15 protein-coding genes and 1 riboswitch are annotated in these 15,771 nt (G+C 67.0%); of the genes, 8 read left to right on the forward strand and 7 right to left on the reverse strand.

Going from position 1 to position 15,771, the window contains the following annotated elements:
• The first annotated feature begins 207 nt into the window (after nucleotides 1-207).
• Nucleotides 208-319, forward strand: a riboswitch (TPP riboswitch).
• Nucleotides 313-1,902 (forward strand): phosphomethylpyrimidine synthase ThiC, encoded by a 1,590-nt coding sequence (gene thiC / locus Q9K23_RS09155; protein WP_053777148.1) that lies wholly within the window; start codon nucleotides 313-315, stop codon nucleotides 1,900-1,902. (Overlaps the previous riboswitch by 7 nt.)
• Nucleotides 1,899-2,753 carry a bifunctional hydroxymethylpyrimidine kinase/phosphomethylpyrimidine kinase gene (thiD, locus tag Q9K23_RS09160; protein ID WP_020792681.1) on the forward strand — a complete coding sequence of 285 codons (855 nt, stop codon included), beginning with the start codon at nucleotides 1,899-1,901 and terminating at the stop codon, nucleotides 2,751-2,753. Before thiC ends, thiD begins: the two co-directional genes overlap by 4 nt.
• Nucleotides 2,754-2,769: 16 nt before the next feature.
• Here thiD and Q9K23_RS09165 read toward each other — a convergent pair whose 3' ends face one another.
• The gene (locus Q9K23_RS09165) at nucleotides 2,770-3,153 is read right to left on the reverse strand and encodes a cupin domain-containing protein (RefSeq protein ID WP_020792680.1); all 384 of its coding nucleotides are present in this window, start codon (nucleotides 3,151-3,153) and stop codon (nucleotides 2,770-2,772) included.
• 201 nt (nucleotides 3,154-3,354) lie between these two features.
• Nucleotides 3,355-3,738, reverse strand: coding sequence for an SHOCT domain-containing protein (locus tag Q9K23_RS09170; protein ID WP_020794859.1), 384 nt, complete (start codon nucleotides 3,736-3,738; stop codon nucleotides 3,355-3,357).
• 102 nt (nucleotides 3,739-3,840) lie between these two features.
• On the opposite strand from Q9K23_RS09170, the gene Q9K23_RS09175 reads away from it, so the two are divergent.
• Entirely contained in the window at nucleotides 3,841-4,881 is a 1,041-nt protein-coding gene (locus Q9K23_RS09175) for an LLM class flavin-dependent oxidoreductase (protein WP_082365860.1), read from the forward strand.
• Nucleotides 4,882-5,684: 803 nt separating this feature from the next.
• Here the strand turns inward: Q9K23_RS09175 and Q9K23_RS09180 are convergent.
• Entirely contained in the window at nucleotides 5,685-6,926 is a 1,242-nt protein-coding gene (locus Q9K23_RS09180) for an HNH endonuclease signature motif containing protein (protein WP_305950478.1), read from the reverse strand.
• A 413-nt stretch (nucleotides 6,927-7,339) separates the two neighbouring features.
• On the opposite strand from Q9K23_RS09180, the gene Q9K23_RS25180 reads away from it, so the two are divergent.
• On the forward strand, nucleotides 7,340-7,570 hold the full coding sequence (locus tag Q9K23_RS25180; RefSeq protein ID WP_020789800.1) for an atrazine chlorohydrolase domain protein: 231 nt from the start codon (nucleotides 7,340-7,342) through the stop codon (nucleotides 7,568-7,570).
• Nucleotides 7,571-8,169: 599 nt separating this feature from the next.
• On the opposite strand, the gene egtD is transcribed toward Q9K23_RS25180, so the two are convergent.
• Both egtD and egtB read right to left on the reverse strand, forming a co-directional pair.
• Nucleotides 8,170-9,114, reverse strand: a complete 945-nt coding sequence (gene egtD, locus Q9K23_RS09190; RefSeq protein WP_305950479.1) for an L-histidine N(alpha)-methyltransferase — start codon at nucleotides 9,112-9,114, stop codon at nucleotides 8,170-8,172.
• Nucleotides 9,111-10,364 (reverse strand): ergothioneine biosynthesis protein EgtB, encoded by a 1,254-nt coding sequence (egtB, locus tag Q9K23_RS09195; protein ID WP_020789802.1) that lies wholly within the window; start codon nucleotides 10,362-10,364, stop codon nucleotides 9,111-9,113. Before egtB ends, egtD begins: the two co-directional genes overlap by 4 nt.
• Before the next feature lie 173 nt (nucleotides 10,365-10,537).
• Here egtB and Q9K23_RS09200 point away from each other — a divergent pair, with 173 nt between their 5' ends.
• The gene (locus Q9K23_RS09200) at nucleotides 10,538-11,251 is read left to right on the forward strand and encodes a Clp protease N-terminal domain-containing protein (RefSeq protein WP_305950480.1); all 714 of its coding nucleotides are present in this window, start codon (nucleotides 10,538-10,540) and stop codon (nucleotides 11,249-11,251) included.
• 24 nt (nucleotides 11,252-11,275) lie between these two features.
• Here Q9K23_RS09200 and Q9K23_RS09205 read toward each other — a convergent pair whose 3' ends face one another.
• On the reverse strand, nucleotides 11,276-11,758 hold the full coding sequence (locus tag Q9K23_RS09205; RefSeq protein ID WP_053777175.1) for a DUF5709 domain-containing protein: 483 nt from the start codon (nucleotides 11,756-11,758) through the stop codon (nucleotides 11,276-11,278).
• 91 nt (nucleotides 11,759-11,849) lie between these two features.
• On the opposite strand from Q9K23_RS09205, the gene Q9K23_RS09210 reads away from it, so the two are divergent.
• Nucleotides 11,850-12,428 (forward strand): hypothetical protein, encoded by a 579-nt coding sequence (locus Q9K23_RS09210; protein ID WP_053777183.1) that lies wholly within the window; start codon nucleotides 11,850-11,852, stop codon nucleotides 12,426-12,428.
• Nucleotides 12,429-12,467: 39 nt separating this feature from the next.
• Here Q9K23_RS09210 and Q9K23_RS09215 read toward each other — a convergent pair whose 3' ends face one another.
• Nucleotides 12,468-12,890, reverse strand: coding sequence for a DoxX family protein (locus Q9K23_RS09215; RefSeq protein WP_053777176.1), 423 nt, complete (start codon nucleotides 12,888-12,890; stop codon nucleotides 12,468-12,470).
• 162 nt (nucleotides 12,891-13,052) lie between these two features.
• Between Q9K23_RS09215 and Q9K23_RS09220 the strand changes: the two genes are divergently transcribed.
• Complete coding sequence (locus Q9K23_RS09220) at nucleotides 13,053-14,408, forward strand: M1 family metallopeptidase (RefSeq protein WP_053777177.1); 1,356 nt, start codon at nucleotides 13,053-13,055, stop codon at nucleotides 14,406-14,408.
• 11 nt (nucleotides 14,409-14,419) lie between these two features.
• A complete protein-coding gene (locus tag Q9K23_RS09225; RefSeq protein ID WP_053777178.1) occupies nucleotides 14,420-15,769 on the forward strand; it encodes a polysaccharide biosynthesis protein in 1,350 nt (449 codons plus the stop codon).
• Nucleotides 15,770-15,771: the final 2 nt, after the last annotated feature.

The following is a 15,771-nucleotide window of genomic DNA, read 5'->3' on the forward strand; positions in this document are numbered from 1 at the left end:
ACCCCTTCGACGCCCATTCGGCGGGCACCCGACGTCGTACCGGCCGGTGCCCCAGCCCGGACGGGGATCAACCGTTGTGATCCGCGTCACAGGCTACCTTACGCTTCCGTAGGGAGCGCAAGAGGTTGCCGGAATGTCCACGCGTGTCGCCCCCGTCATGACGGCATCACGGAGGGCGCGTAAGCTGTCGCCCGCACCACACCACAACTTCACCGACGCGGGGGCTCTCACGAACCGAGGGCTGAGATGACGGCAGGACGGCCGTCGACCGCCCGAACCTGTCCGGATAATGCCGGCGTAGGGAGAGCAATCATGGGGACACCTGTATCCACCGAAACGACGGTCGCGTGCAATGCGGTCACGACCGGCCCGATCTCCGGAAGTCACAAGCGGCACCTCGAGATCGACGGCCTGAGCATCCCGCAGCGCCGGATCGAACTCACCAACGGTGAACACCTCGACGTCTACGACACCTCGGGTCCCTACACCGACGACACCGCGACCATCGACCTCGAACGCGGCCTGCCCCGTACCCGCGACAGCTGGCGGCGCCCGGCCCCGGTCGACGGCGCATCCACCCAATTGGCCTGGGCACGAGCAGGTCTGGTGACCGACGAGATGCGATACGTCGCAGCGCGCGAAGGCGTCGACGTCGAGCTGGTCCGCACCGAGGTGGCCGCCGGCCGTGCGGTGATCCCGGTCAATCACCGGCACCCCGAGTCGGAGCCGATGATCATCGGAAAACGCTTCGCGGTCAAGGTGAATGCCAACATCGGCAACTCGGCGGTGACCAGTTCGATCGCCGAGGAGGTGGAGAAGATGGTGTGGGCCACCCGATGGGGTGCCGACACCATCATGGACCTGTCCACCGGCGCCGAGATCCACCAGACACGTGAGTGGATTCTGCGGAACTCGCCGGTCCCGGTGGGGACGGTGCCGATCTACCAGGCGCTCGAGAAGGTCAAGGGCGACCCCACCGCACTGACGTGGGAGCTGTACCGCGACACCGTGATCGAGCAGGCCGAGCAGGGTGTGGACTACATGACCGTGCACGCCGGGGTGCTGTGGCGGTATGTGCCGCTGACCGCCAGGCGGGTCACCGGCATCGTCTCGCGCGGCGGGTCGATCATGGCCGCCTGGTGCCTGGCCCATCAGCAGGAATCGTTCCTGTACACCAACTTCGCCGAGCTGTGTGAGATCTTCGCCCGCTACGACATCACCTTCTCGCTCGGCGACGGACTGCGTCCCGGATCGATCGCCGATGCCAACGACGACGCCCAGTTCGCCGAGCTCCGTACCCTCGGCGAACTCACCACCATCGCGAAATCACATGGGGTGCAGGTGATGATCGAGGGACCGGGGCATGTGCCGATGCACAAGATCGCCGAGAACGTGCGCCTGGAGGAGGAACTGTGCGAGGAGGCACCGTTCTACACGCTCGGACCGCTCGCCACCGACATCGCGCCCGCCTACGACCACATCACCTCGGCGATCGGCGCGGCGATGATCGCGCAGGCCGGCACGGCGATGCTCTGCTACGTCACTCCCAAGGAGCACCTGGGCCTGCCCAACCGTGACGACGTCAAGGTCGGCGTGATCACCTACAAGATCGCCGCCCACTCCGCCGACCTCGCCAAGGGGCACCCGCGTGCGCAGGAACGCGACGACGCCTTGTCCAAGGCGCGCTTCGAGTTCCGGTGGCACGACCAGTTCAATCTGGCGCTCGACCCCGACACCGCCCGCGAGTTCCACGACGAGACACTGCCCGCCGAACCGGCCAAGACCGCCCACTTCTGCTCGATGTGCGGACCCAAGTTCTGTTCCATGCGGATCTCCCACGACATCCGGGCCCAGGCCGAGTCCGACGCCACCCTGCTGCCGCTCGAAGTGAGTACGCGGTGACCGATCCGTGGCTGCTGCCCACCGCCGCCCCCGGCCAGACCCCGGTGCGGGTGATGACCATCGCCGGCTCGGATTCCGGTGGCGGCGCGGGCATCCAGGCCGATCTGCGAACCTTCGCGCTGCTCGGCCTGCACGGAACCGTCGCCCTCACCGCCGCCACCGTCCAGAACTCGCTGGGGGTCACCGGCTTCCACGAGATCCCGCCGGAGGTTGTCGCCGCGCAGGTCCGGTCGGTGGTCTCCGACATCGGGGTGAGCGCGGCCAAGACCGGCATGCTCGCATCGGCGCCGATCATCACCGCGGTCACCGAGGTGTGCACCGAACTCGGCATCGGCGGCAACGGAGCGATCCCGCTGGTCGTCGACCCGGTGTGTGCGTCGATGCACGGCGATCGGTTGCTCGCCCTCGAGGCCCTCGACACCCTGCGTGAACGGCTGTTCCCGCTCGCGACCGTCGTGACCCCGAACCTCGACGAGGTGCGGTTGCTCACCGGGGTCGAGGTCACCGACCCCGCGTCCCAGCGCGATGCCGCGCGCGCCCTGTACGACCTGGGCCCCAAGTGGGTACTGGTGAAGGGCGGCCATCTGCGGTCGAGTGCGCAGAGCCCGGACCTCCTCTTCGACGGCTCGGAGTTCGGCGAGTTCACGCATGAGCGCATCGACACCGGGCACGACCACGGCGCCGGCGACACCCTCGCCGCGGCGACGGTGTGCGCCCTGGCGCACGGGTATCCGGTGCCGGATGCGATCACCTTCGCCAAGCGGTGGGTCACCTGCGGACTGCAGGCCGCCTATCCGCTCGGCGCCGGGCACGGTCCGGTCAATCCGCTGTGGCGGGTGGCCGGGCCCTAGCCGGACGGTTCCACGCTCATGCGGTCCCCATGTGCTCCACCTCGGGTTCGCGGGCGTAGTCGGTGGCGCCGTACCAGTCGACCACCACCACCGGCTCGTCGCCGACCACCCAGGCGTCATGCCCCTGCGGAAGGCTGGTGACGTCGCCGGGTCCGGCGTCGAACTCGGTGCCGTCGTCCATCCTGATGTGCAGCAGCCCGGAGACGTGGTACTGGAAGTGCGGAGCCAGGCAGGAGTCGGTGCCGGCGAAGGGTTTGATGTCGACGGACCAGCGCCACCCGGGCTGGAGGATCAGCCGGCCGATGTCGCTGTCGCCGACGGAGAGGATCTCGGCTCTTCCGTGCGGGAATTCCCGCACCTCGGTGGGCTTGCCGAAGCTCTGGTGTTCGGTGGTTTGCATGTCGTCCTCCTCGGTTCGACGGACCCCTGATACGGGTGGACATGCGAGGATCGTCTGCGGATCAGACAGTTGAATTGTCTCCCCTACCCTCGGGTAGGAAAAGACACACCCGGCGGATTCCGATCCGCCGGGTGTGTGCGTCTGAGGTCGAGTGCCGTTGCGCCAGAACTATTTCGGGCGACTAACGACCTTGCCGGGACGTCAGTGTGCGAGTGCCTTGGCCTTGAGCGCCTCGAACTCCTCGGGGGTGATCGCACCCGAGTCGAGTAGCTGCTTGGCTTCCGAGATCTGCTGCGCCGGCGAGGTTCCCGCGACGGTCTTGATGTACTGGTCGGATTCCTTCTTGTACTCGACCGCCGCCGCCTGGGCACGCTCGGACATTCCCTTGCCCTTGGCGAGCAGGTACACCAGTGCCGTCAGGTACGGGAAGATGATGAGGAAGACCACCCACACGGCCTTGGACCAGCCGGACGCCTTATGGTCGCGGAAGAGATCGGCAATGATGTACCAGAGGACGATCAGGTAGGCCACGAAGGCGAAGATGATGACCATCGACCACAGGAAGTTCCAGAACGAGTCCCACACGGGAGGTCTCCTTTAGATGATGTGACGCGGGGTGCGAACAAACCGGGATCAAGCATTGCACACCTGAGGCATGGGGACATCACCCATGCAGGAGGATTATTCGTGGGAATCGAACTGGGCCTGGACACCTTCGGCGATGTGTCGGTCGACGACGACGGTGCACCGGGCACCGCCGCGCAGTCGATCCGCAACCTGCTCGATGAGGCGATCCTCGCCGACGAGGTGGGCGTCGACTTCATCGGCGTCGGCGAGCATCACCGTGACGACTACTCGGTGTCGGCACCGGAGGTGGTGCTCGGCGCGATCGCCGGCCGCACCTCGCGCATCCGGCTGGGATCGGCGGTCACGGTCCTCAGTTCCGACGATCCGATCCGCGTGTTCGAGCGATTCTCGACGGTGGATGCGCTTTCCTCGGGTCGCGCCGAGGTCATCCTGGGTCGCGGATCGTTCACCGAGTCGTTCCCGCTGTTCGGGTTCGACCTCGAGGAGTACGAGGAGTTGTTCTCCGACAAGCTCTCGTTGTTCGCACAGTTGCGCACGGGTCGGCCGGTCAGCTGGGAGGGCGTCACCCGTCCGCCGTTGACCGGGCAGGTGGTCTATCCGCAGCTCGCCGCTCCCCCGTTGCCGACGTGGATCGCGGTCGGCGGCAGCCCCGAATCGGTAGTGCGCGCCGCCCGGCACGGTCTGCCGCTGATGCTGGCGATCATCGGCGGTGACCCGCTGCGCTTCGCCCCGTATGTCGACCTGTATCGGCGGGCCCTGAACCAGCTCGGCAAGCCGGAGGATCTGCCGGTCGGCGTGCACTCCCCCGGTCATGTCGCCGAGACCGACGAGCAGGCGCGGGACGAGCTGTGGCCGCACTATCGCGGCTACGTCGCCCGGATCGGCGCAGAGCGTGGCTGGCCGGCCCCGACGAGGATCGAGTTCGACCGTTCGACCGGCCCCGGCGGCTCCCTGTACGTCGGGTCGCCGGAGACGGTGGCACAGAAGATCGCCCACACCGCCCGTGCGCTGGGTCTGGCGCGTTTCGACATGAAGTACTCCCACGGCACCCTGGGCCATCGGGCCATGATGCGCAGCATCGAGCTCTACGGCACCCAGGTGATCCCCCGAGTCCGGGAGTTGCTGGCCGAACCCGAGTGAACGGCAGATTCAGCCACGGCCCCTCGACTCACCCATGAACTGCGCGTTGACGGTTGGGTCACCAACCGCCCCCGACATGGTCACCACCCAACATCAGCTACGGAGATTTCGACACGGGTCCTCGCTACGCTCGGTCCCGGCTCAATCAGCAACCCGCCGTTGATGGTTGAGCCGACGAGGAGCGAAGCGACGAGACGTGTCGAAACCTCAGCCGGCCGAGTTGCTGACGTAACCACTTCTGGGGTGCTCGCCACCCAACGTCGGCTACAGAGATTTCGACACGGGTCCTCGCTACGCTCGGTCCCGGCCCAATCAGCAACCAGCCGTTGATGGTTGAGCCGACGAGGAGCGAAGCGACGAGACGTGTCGAAACCTCAGACAGCCGAGTTGCTGACGTGACCACCTCCGAGGTGCTCACCACCCAACCCACGCTACGAAGATTTCGACACGGGTCCTCGCTACGCTCGGTCCCGGCTCAATCAGCAACCAGCCGTTGATGGTTGAGCCGACGAGGAGCGAAGCGACAAGACGTGTCGAAACCTCAGACAGCCGAGTTGCTGACGTAACCACTTCTGGGGTGCTCGCCACCCAACGTAGGCTGCGGAGATTTCGACACGGGTCCTCGCGATGCTCGGTCCCGGCTCAATCAGCAACCAGCCGTTGATGGTTGAGCCGACGAGGAGCGAAGCGACAAGGCGTGTCGAAACCTCCGCCGGCCGAACTCGCCAACGCAACCAACGGAGGCTCCGACACCCACCATCATCTCTATGGAGTTCTCAAAGAACACAAGCTTCTACAAAAGGTCAGGCAGCATTCGGTAGCTCGTCAGCAAACCGCCTGTGATACGCCGGGATCGGACGACGACGCCGATCCACCACCTCAGGCGGAATCAACCACGGATGCGCATCCGGACCCATATACACATCCCACCCGTTGTGATGCACATCGGCATGACACGACGAACACAACAAACACCCATTCGCCAGATCAGTCGCACCACCATCCGACCAATGCGCAATGTGATGAGCCTGAGTCCGAGATGCCGGGGCACCGCACTTGATGCAACACCGATCCCGCTCGAACAACGCCCGCCGCTGCGAAGCTGTGAACAAGCGTTTCGACCGGCCCATATCCAACGGGACGCGTTCGCCGTCGACGATCGTCATGACAACCACACCGTCACAACTGGTTTCCAACAAGGTGCTGTGGGTGATCGACCCACCGAACGCCAACTCGGCCTTGCCCGGTGTATCCGCGGGGACCGACAGATTGATCAACGCCGCAGGTAGCGCGGTCACCGACCGATCCCCCGCACCAGCCGCCATATCCAACACCATCTCCAACGCATCCGCCCGACGTCGAGGCGCTTCACGCGGATCTTTCGAACCATCCGGCTGCGGGACCGGCGCCGACAGCTTCTCGATCGCCGTCGCCAACTTCTCGCCGACAACAACATCCAGACTCCCCGAGACAGCGACCCGCCCATCATCGGTCCGCCCGATATCCAGAGCATTCAGATTGCGGTCTTCCTTCGCCGGACGTCCACCCTCGGCATCGCCAGCATGATGGTCACCAAGCTGATGCGCCCGGGCCATCACCTCAGCAGGCTTGGCCCCCGACAACACCTGCGCCAACAGATCGCCCTCAAAGGTCGCCCAGGTCTCAGCGTCCGGCGGTTCCCCGGCACGTAGCCCGATCTGGTTCAGCCCGCGCACGATCGCATCGACATGCTCACCCGAGATCGCGCCGTCGGCAGCGTGTTTCAGCGTGCGTTCCACCACCGCCGACGTCCCGATTCGCTGCATCCGCGCAGCCACAGCTGGCGCGTACCCCATCTCGATCAACAAGGCGATCGGTTTGTGCCCGTGCCGTTGCGCCACCCCCAGCCGATCCAAGTGCCCGGCCCCGGCCGCGGTCAATGCATCCACGACATTCCTGATGGTGACCAGTGTCCGCATTTCCATGAACACGTCCGGCCCGGTCGGATCGTCGTCGAAACGACAATCGATGAGTGCGTCGAGAATGGTCTCCAGCTCCCCCTGCATATGTTCCATTATAGCGAACACATAGGCGAACTATCAGCGAATCAGTCTGCAGAACAACATCTGTGGACAACTTGTGAAAGCTGTTCACCCAGGAGGCTCGGGTTCACCCGTGGGACACCCGTGGTGAGCCCGCCAGTCCGATCGACGGCCGGCAACTGCCTCAGTCTGCAGCCGACTGCCGCAACCGGCGCATCCGGACCCGGACCGCGCAGACATGTGCTGCGGCAGCACGTTCGGCGGATTCGGCGTCACCGGTACCGGTTCAACGATCGGCAGGACATGCTGGAGACGCTACGCGCCGGCGCCTATCTGCAACGGGCGCAGCGTAGACTGGCCAATGCCTTCGAGACCTCGGACATTCCGGCCCCGCCTGCGACGGTGCATCCTCGGCCCTCGGTCTCCCGCAGGGTCGGGTGCCGGATGGTGTCACCGAGGGCCGCAACGCGGATCTGACGCTCCCGCGTTTCGACCGAGACTTCGCCTGTCGACCGATCCTCGACCCGGCGGCATCGCTGCTGACCACCGCGTCGCCGAAGATCGTCGACACCGTCCGGGTGGCCGGCGAGGTCGTCGTCGCCGATGGTCGCAGTACCCGGATCGACGTCGCCGCCCTGACCGCAGAACTGGCGGCGCTGAGCAGCTGACCGGGGCATGCACGATGATCGAGCACGGGATCGAGCGAACCGAGGGCCGACCCATCGTCGAGGGGCCGTTGCGTGGTCACCACCCAAGGCACGCTGCGGAGATCTCGACACGGGTCCTCGCGATGCTCGGTCCCGGCTCGATCACTAACAAAAGCGCCATCCACTATCATCAAAAGTCAATAGCCAGTTTATGGTTGAGCCGACGAGGAGCGCAGCGACGAGACGTGTCGAAACCTCAGACAGTCGACATCGCCAACCCACCCACCTCCAAAGTACTCACCACCCAACACACGCTGCAGAGATTTCGACACCGGTCCTCGCTACGCTCGGTCCCGGCTCAATCACCAACGAAAGCGACATCCACCACCATCAAAAGCCAACAGGCCGTTGATGGTTGAGCCGACAAGGAGCGAAGCGACGAGTCGAGTCGAAACCTCAGACAGCCGACATCGCCAACCCACCCACCTCCGAAGTGCTCACCACCCGACGCAGGCTGCGGAGATCTCGACACGGGTCCTCGCTACGCTCGGTCCCGGCTCGATCACCAACAAAGGCGCCGACCGACGTCCCCGACGCAACCACCTCCGACTCAGCCCCACCTACCGCCGACTCAAGGTCAGGGAGAAGTCGCCGAACGGGTCGGTCCATGTGTCGACCTGTGCGAGACCGGCAGATGCCAGTTCCTCACGCAACGCCGACAACTCGAACTTGGTGCTGATCTCGGTGAGGATCTCGGTGCCGGTGGCGAGGTCCCAGTCCCGTTCCAGCGCGGCGAAGGTGGCGTGAACCGGGCGCCGTGCGCGCAACCACATCTCGATCCGGTGGCGGCTCGGGTTCCATCGGGCGATGTGGTCGAAGTCGTCGGCGTAGAGCCCGGTGGCGCCGAGGCCGGTGCGGAGCACCTCGATCATGTTGCGGTTGAAATCGGCGGTGACGCCGGTCTTGTCGTTGTAGGCGGCGACGAGTCGACCGGTGTCCTTGATCAGGTCGGCACCGAGCAGGAAGTAGTCGCCGGGGGTGAGTGCGGATGCCACCCGGGTGAAGAAGACACCGCGATCGTCGTCGTCGAAGTTGCCGATGGTGCCGCCGAGGAACACCGCGACGCGCGGGCCGTCGGCGTGCGGCAGGGTGAGGTGGGGCTGGGTGAAATCGGCTTCCACCGGCCGGATCTCGATGGTCGGATAGTCGCGGGCGAGGATCGCCGATGATTCGGCGAGCATGGGGGCGCTCACGTCCACCGGGACGTAGGTGAACGGCCGCCCGGCGGCGCTGAAGGCGTCGAGCAGCAGACGGGTCTTGGTGGATGTGCCGGAACCGAATTCGACCATCATCACCGCGTCCGTCTCGGCGACGATCTCACCGGCCCGGTCGGTGAGGATCGACGTCTCCCGCCGGGTCGGGTAGTACTCGGGCAGCCGGGTGATCTCGTCGAAGAGTCTGCTGCCGCGGCCGTCGTAGAGCCACTTCGTCGGCAGGACCGGTGGATCGAGCCACAATCCGACCGATGCGTCGGCGGCGAGCGCCGAGTCGAGTTGCACGGTCACCGCGCGAGCCTCAGACCGGCGAACACCCAGCGTGACGGTGCGGGGAAGAAGTTCCGGTAGGTCGCCCGCTCGTGCCCGGCCGGTGTGATCGCGCTCGCCCCGCGCAGGACATGCTGGTCGGACATGAACTTTCCGTTGTACTCGCCGACCGCCCCGTTGGCGGGGACGAATCCCGGGTAGGGCAGGTAGGCACTCGACGTCCATTCCCAGACGTCGCCGATCATCGCGCCACCGGCCGGGCCCGGATGACATCGCTCCGTGTCCAGCAGCATCGCGCGCCGGTCGTCGACGGCGAGAGCCGCCGTCTCCCATTCGAACTCGGTGGGCAGTCGTGCGCCGGCCCAGCGGGCAAAGGCATCGGCCTCGTAGAACGAGACGTGCAGGACGGGTTCGTCGAGCACGAGCCGTCGCCTCCCCGACAACGTGAACGTGGTCCATCCGTCGTCGTCGAAGTGCCAGTATCCCGGTGCGTGCCGGCCGGTTTGCCGGATGTGCGCCCATCCGTCGGAGAGCCACAGCTCGGGGCGGCGATACCCGTCGTCGGCGATGAACTCCAGCCAGTCGGCGTTGGTGACCGCGCGGTCGGCGATCTCGAAGTCCTCGAGGAACACCCGATGCCGGGGCCCTTCGTTGTCGTAGGAGAAACCCGTTCCGGCGGCGCCGATCTCGACCACACCCCCGGACACCGACCGCCAGCCGAGCGGTGGCGGGGTCCGGGAGGGGTCGGGGTCACGGTCGACGTAGATCGGACCGGGTGTCAGCGGGATGGTGGAGAACAGGTGCTTGATGTCCATCAGCAGCAGTTCCTGGTGCTGCTGTTCGTGATTGCAGCCGAGCTCGATCAGGTCGAGGGCCTCGTCGTCGAGGGTCCCGCGCTGCAGGGCCTCCTCCATCGCCCCGTCGACGTAGTTGCGGTAGTGGGTGATGTCGTCGACGCCGGGGCGGGTCACCAGCCCGCGGTCGGGACGCGGATGTCGCTCGCCGACCGCCTCGTAGTAGCTGTTGAACAGGTAGCGGTAGCTCTCGTCGTAAACGACGTAGGTGGGGTCGCGGCGCAGCACGAACTCCTCGAAGAACCAGGTGACGTGGGCGCGATGCCATTTCGCCGGGCTGGCCTCGGTCATCGACTGTGGTGTCTGGTCTTCGGCCGACAACCGCGACGACAACCGGTCGGTGAGTTCGCGGACCGCTCGAAATCGTTGTGCAGGAGAGCTTTCCGGAATGATGTGGACGGACTGGGTGATGCTCACTGGAGTTCCTCCCGTGACGCTGGGACACCGCTCGGACACAGGGGCACCGCGCCCCGTCTGATCCATGGTTCCCACGCCCGTCCGGGCTGTCAACGTCGGTCCCCCGACCGGCACACCCCACCGTGCGTCAACCAAAGGTTGACGGAGTGGGATCGTCAACCTACGGTTGACGCATGACCCAACACACTCCCACCGAGATCACCGGCGTCCGCCTCGACGACCTGATCACCGCCATCCGCAAGGTCCACGACGACCCGCTCGACCAGCTCACCGGCGCCATGTCGGCCGCCGATCACCTCGGCGAGGTGGGCGATTCGCTGATCGGACACTTCGTCGACCAGGCCCGCCGCGCCGGCGCGTCCTGGAGCGACATCGGCACCAGCATGGGCGTGAGCAAACAGGCGGCCCAGAAGCGCTTCGTCAACCGCCCGGCCGCCGACACCGATCCGTTCAGCCGCTTCACACCCCGGGCACGCAGCGCGGTGGCCGCGGCCCACAACCAGGCCATCGCCACCGACTCCGATGCGGTCACCCCGACCCATCTGGCACACGCGCTCACCCTCGACGGCGAGTCCCTGGCCGCGCGGGTGCTCCACGACGCGGGCGCCGACATCACCGCACTGGCCGACCCCACGCCGCCGGCCACCCGGGACCCGAGCGCACCGTCACTCGTCCCGTTCGACGACGCGGCCAAGACCGTCCTGGAGGACACCGTGCAGACCGCTCACGGCCTCGGGCACGGCCACGGGCACGGCCACGTGGGCACCGAACACCTGCTGCTGTCGTTGTTCACCGACCCCGTCGTCGGCGCCCGGCTGACCGATCTCGGCCTCGACCGCGACGGGGTGTCGGCGATCGTCGTCGAAACGCTCTCGCAGATCCGGTAATTCACCCGCACTCGCGGGCCGCGGTCACCGCTCGTCGTCGGCGATGATGTGGACCGCGGCCTCCTCGGCACTCGCCCCGGCCCCGTCGATACCGCAGTCGGTGGCGAGCGCCTCGGCCTCGGTGTCGGAGATGTCACCGAGATCCGGGGCCACGAGCCGCCCGGCCCGGCGGTCACCCACCTCCCCGTCGGCGGTGAACTCGTCGTCGGCGTCGGACTCGTGGGACCGCCAGTCCGCGGTCGCGTCGTCGAGCGGATCGGTGGCACCCACGTCGGGCACCTCCTCGGCGAGTCGTTCGTCGAGGGTCTCGCCGTCGCGCATCTCGCGGGCGGTCAGGCCGTGGATGGCACCCTTCGGGGCGCGATCGGGCGGCGAGTATCCCTCGTCCAGGACATCGTCGACGCCGCGGTCGTCAAGAGAATCCTCGGGCTGCAACTGGTCGTCGGCGTCCACGCTGTAGTCGCTGTCCGAGCCCTCGTCGATGGTGTCGTTCTCGTAACCGCTCATGCTTCTCACGATGCCACTCGAATCGGTCACCGTGCGTCCCGGGTTTGTGAATCAGATCACTTTTGCCGGGCTGTTCGGCGACAATGTGGGGGTGATCGAAGAAATGCAGGACGAAGCCCGGGCCCTGCTGCAGGCCGGCGAGTACGGTCACGCGCTCGCCGAGTTCTCGGTTCTCCGTGAGATCCGCTCCCGCCGCGAGGGCCCCTACTCGCCGATGTATCTGTCCAACCTGCACGATTCCGTGCGCTGCATGTCACAGCTGCAGCTGTGGTCGGATTCCACGCCGTTGTGCCGTGAGCTGCACGGCAAGTACGTGCGGACCCACGGCCGCGGCCAGGCCGACACGGTCGACGTCGCCAAACACTGGGCGTGGGCATTGGTGCACCTCAACGACCATCCGCCGGCCGTGCGTCTCTATCTGCTGACCGCCGACGCCCTGTGGGACATCGATCGTCCGCAGGCGCACCGGCTGCTCGGCGCGGCGCTGGCCCACCGGCACGACGTCGACCCGGAGGCCCTGGCGTCGCCGGGAACCATCGACGGCGTCGGCCTCCGGCATCTCGAGGACGTACTGGCCGATCTCCGCGATCTGCGCGCAGGCCTGCCCCGCGACGTCGAATCCGTTGCCGCGGCCTTCGAACGGACGACGATCGACGGCCTGGTGGCCTGAGCCACCCGACCGCCGATCCAGCTCACCGTGAGTGCGCCGCTACGACCCGACCCGGGAACCGCCGCGCAGCCGGGCGATGTGCCCGTCCACGGCGAATCCGCCTGCGGCGACGAAGCCCACCGCGACGAGTCCGGCGATCAGCGCGAGCGGGAACTCGTAACCGCCGTCGGAGTTCCAGAATCCGGCATCCCAGTGCACCGTGGCGATGGCGCCGATCATGTCGATGATCAGCAGGGTCGCGACCAGCGGCAGGGCGACACCCAGGATCAGCAGGATGCCGCCGATCAGTTCGACCCAGGTGGCGAAGTACGCCGAGAAGGTCGGTGCCGGAACACCGACCGAGTCGAAGAACGCCGTGGTGGCGTCGATGCCGTTGTTGAGCTTCTGCACGCCGTGGCTGATGAAGATGATGCCGAGGATCACTCGCGACACCAGCAAGGCAATGCTTCGTGGTCCGTACATGTCTGTCCCTTTCGAAGTTCTGCCCGCCACGGTATACGGACTGTGGTCCGTTTATCAACCGCGGGCTGTCGCCCGGTGACCCTGCGCGCTGCCGGGTAGTCTGCAGTGGCCGGTCCGCCGCCATCGACGGGTCCGGATCAGCCAGCAGACGAGGAGGGGTGCGTGCCGGGTAAGTCGGGCAAGAGCCCACGACAGCCGGTGCTCGGATCGCCGACCGATGTACTCGATCCGTACCTTCCACACAACGGAAACCTCGGGTACCGCATCTCCCGGTACGACCTGGAACTCGAGTACAAGGTGGCGAGCAACCGGCTCGAGGGCACCGCCACACTCACCGCGACCTCGCACATCCACCTGCGACGGTTCAGCCTCGATCTGGCCAACACTCTCAACGTGACACGGATCGCCGTCGACGACAAACGCGTGCGGTACTCCCATCGCAACCACAAGCTGACGATCACCCTGGCCACCCCGATCCCGCCGGGTGCGGCGATGACGATCGTGGTCCGCTACACCGGTTCCCCCCGACCCATCCGCGGCGCCTGGGGCGAGGTCGGCTGGGAGGAACTCACCGACGGCGCCCTGTGTGCCAATCAGCCCAACGGTGCGGCGTCGTGGTTCCCGTGCGACGACCACCCGATCGCCAAGGCCCCCTATCGCATCTCGATCACCACCGACAGCCCGTACTACGCGCTGGCCAACGGGGTCCTCGAGTCCAAGCGGGTGCGTGCGGCACAGACCACCTGGGTCTATCACCAGGTGGAGCCGATGCCCACCTATCTGGCGTCGATCCAGATCGGTCAGTACCGGAAGGAAACGCTGGCCACCAAACCGATTCCGGTGGACGCGATCTACCCGCCCCGGCTCAAGCACGACTTCGGCCACGACTTCGGCCGCCAGATCGAGATGATCGAGGCCTTCGTCGAGATGTTCGGCCCGTACCCGTTCCCGCGGTACTCCGTCGTCATCACCGACGACCCGCTCGACATCCCGATCGAGGCGCAGTCGTTCTCCACCTTCGGCGCCAACCACTGCGACGGCACCCGCGACGCCGAGCGGCTGATCGCCCACGAACTCGCCCACCAGTGGTTCGGCAACTCGGTGACCCTCGCGCGCTGGCGCGACATCTGGCTGCACGAGGGATTCGCCTGCTACGCCGAGTGGTTGTGGAGTCAGCGGTCCGGTGGGCGCAGCGCCGACGAATGGGCCCGCCACTACTACGCCAAGCTGGCGGCGGCCCCGGTGCGCGTGCCGCTGGCCGATCCGACGCCGCGCAGGATGTTCGACGACTGGGTGTACAAACGCGGCGCGATCACCTTGCACGCCTTGCGTCTGACCATCGGCGACGGCAACTTCTTCGCACTGCTGCAACGGTGGACGGAGAAGTACCGCTACGGCTCGGTGACCACCGAGGACTTCATCGCGCTGGCCGCGAACTACTCGTCGATCCCCCTGCACGACCTGTGGCAGCGCTGGCTGTTCACCCCTGCGCTCCCGCCGTACCCGGGACCCTCCTGACCGCGCCGGACATGGCCGACCCGACACCCTCGCCGACCGGACCGGAACCGACCGGATCGGGGTCACCGCCGGGCGCCCTCGGACGCGTCACCGTGGCCACCGCGATCGCCGCGGTGTCGGGGTATCTGGTGCTGCTCATCGCCGCACGGGCCCTCGGCCCCGGCGGTTACGCCGTGTTCGCGGTGTTCTGGGCGGCCTACGGACTGGTCACCGGCACCCAGAACGGCCAGTTGCAGGAGACCACCCGGGCGATCCGAGCGGCCGGCTCCCCCATCACCGGGCCGACCACCACCGGGCCGACCACCACGAGCACGGGGACCGGCGGCCGGCACCCGCGGGCCCGGCCCCTGCGGGTCAACCTCGGTATCGGTGTCGGGCTGGCCGTCGCCGTCGCCGTGACCGCACCGTTGTGGAGCGGGGCGGTCTTCGACGCCCACCGCTGGCTGTCGGTGGTGCTGTTGGCGTGTGGTGTGGCCTCTTTCGCGGTCTACGCGCACCTGTCCGGTGCGCTGTCGGGGACGCTGTCGTGGGGTGTCTTCGCCGTACTGCTGTCGGTGGATGCACTGATCCGGCTGGCCGGCGCCGGCCTGGCCCTGGCGCTCGGCTGGGATACGACGGCATTCCTGGTGATCACCGTGATCGGGTCGGTGTCGTGGATGCTGCTGTTGCTCGGCTCGGCTCGCGCACGGGCGGTGGTCAACAGCCCCGCCGACGTCGGCACCCGCACATTCACCGTGCAGACCCTCACCGCGATGGCCGCCGCCGCCGCGAGTGCGGTGGTGGTGATGGGTTTCCCGGTGCTGATCTCGCTCACCTCCCGGGCCGCCGACGACCCCGACGTGGTGGGCGCGGTGATCCTGGCCATCACCCTGACGCGCGCACCACTGCTGGTGCCGCTGAACAGTTTTCAGGGGGTGCTGATCTCCCGGTTCGTCGCCGCGCGCCATCGTCTGGTCGCCTCGGCGGCGCTGCCGCTGGCCGCGGTCACCGCGATCGGGGTGGTCGGTGCCGGACTGGCCGCGCTGGTCGGCCCGTGGCTGCTGCGGGTGGTCTTCGGTGCCGGTTTCCGGCTCGACGGCACCGCCCTGGCGTTGTTCACCCTCGGCGCCACCGCGCTGGCCCTGCTCACCATCACCGGTGCGGCGGCCCTCGCCGTCGGCGCGCACCGGCTGTATGCGATCGGCTGGTGGTGTGCGACGGTCGCGTCGGTACTCCTGCTGCTCCTGCCGATCGCGGTCACCGACCGTGTGGCGCTGGCCCTGATCTGTGGTCCCCTGATCGGGATCGCGGTGCACCTGATCGCCCTGCCCCGGGTGCCACGCCACATGGACAGCCAAGACCTGGCAGATGGCGTAGCTTGACC

The organism is Gordonia sp. NB41Y (assembly GCF_030718915.1).
GTDB classification, from domain to species: Bacteria; Actinomycetota; Actinomycetes; order Mycobacteriales; family Mycobacteriaceae; genus Gordonia; species Gordonia desulfuricans.

Excerpts from the sequence above, each read along its gene's own strand:
- thiC (WP_053777148.1), top strand. The coding sequence starts at position 313 with ATGGGGACACCTGTATCCACCGAAACGACGGTCGCGTGCAATGCGGTC.
- Q9K23_RS09165 (WP_020792680.1), bottom strand. The coding sequence starts at position 3,153 with ATGCAAACCACCGAACACCAGAGCTTCGGCAAGCCCACCGAGGTGCGG.
- Q9K23_RS09180 (WP_305950478.1), bottom strand. The coding sequence starts at position 6,926 with ATGCAGGGGGAGCTGGAGACCATTCTCGACGCACTCATCGATTGTCGT.
- Q9K23_RS09200 (WP_305950480.1), top strand. The coding sequence starts at position 10,538 with ATGACCCAACACACTCCCACCGAGATCACCGGCGTCCGCCTCGACGAC.
- Q9K23_RS09205 (WP_053777175.1), bottom strand. The coding sequence starts at position 11,758 with ATGAGCGGTTACGAGAACGACACCATCGACGAGGGCTCGGACAGCGAC.
- Q9K23_RS09215 (WP_053777176.1), bottom strand. The coding sequence starts at position 12,890 with ATGTACGGACCACGAAGCATTGCCTTGCTGGTGTCGCGAGTGATCCTC.
- Q9K23_RS09225 (WP_053777178.1), top strand. The coding sequence starts at position 14,420 with ATGGCCGACCCGACACCCTCGCCGACCGGACCGGAACCGACCGGATCG.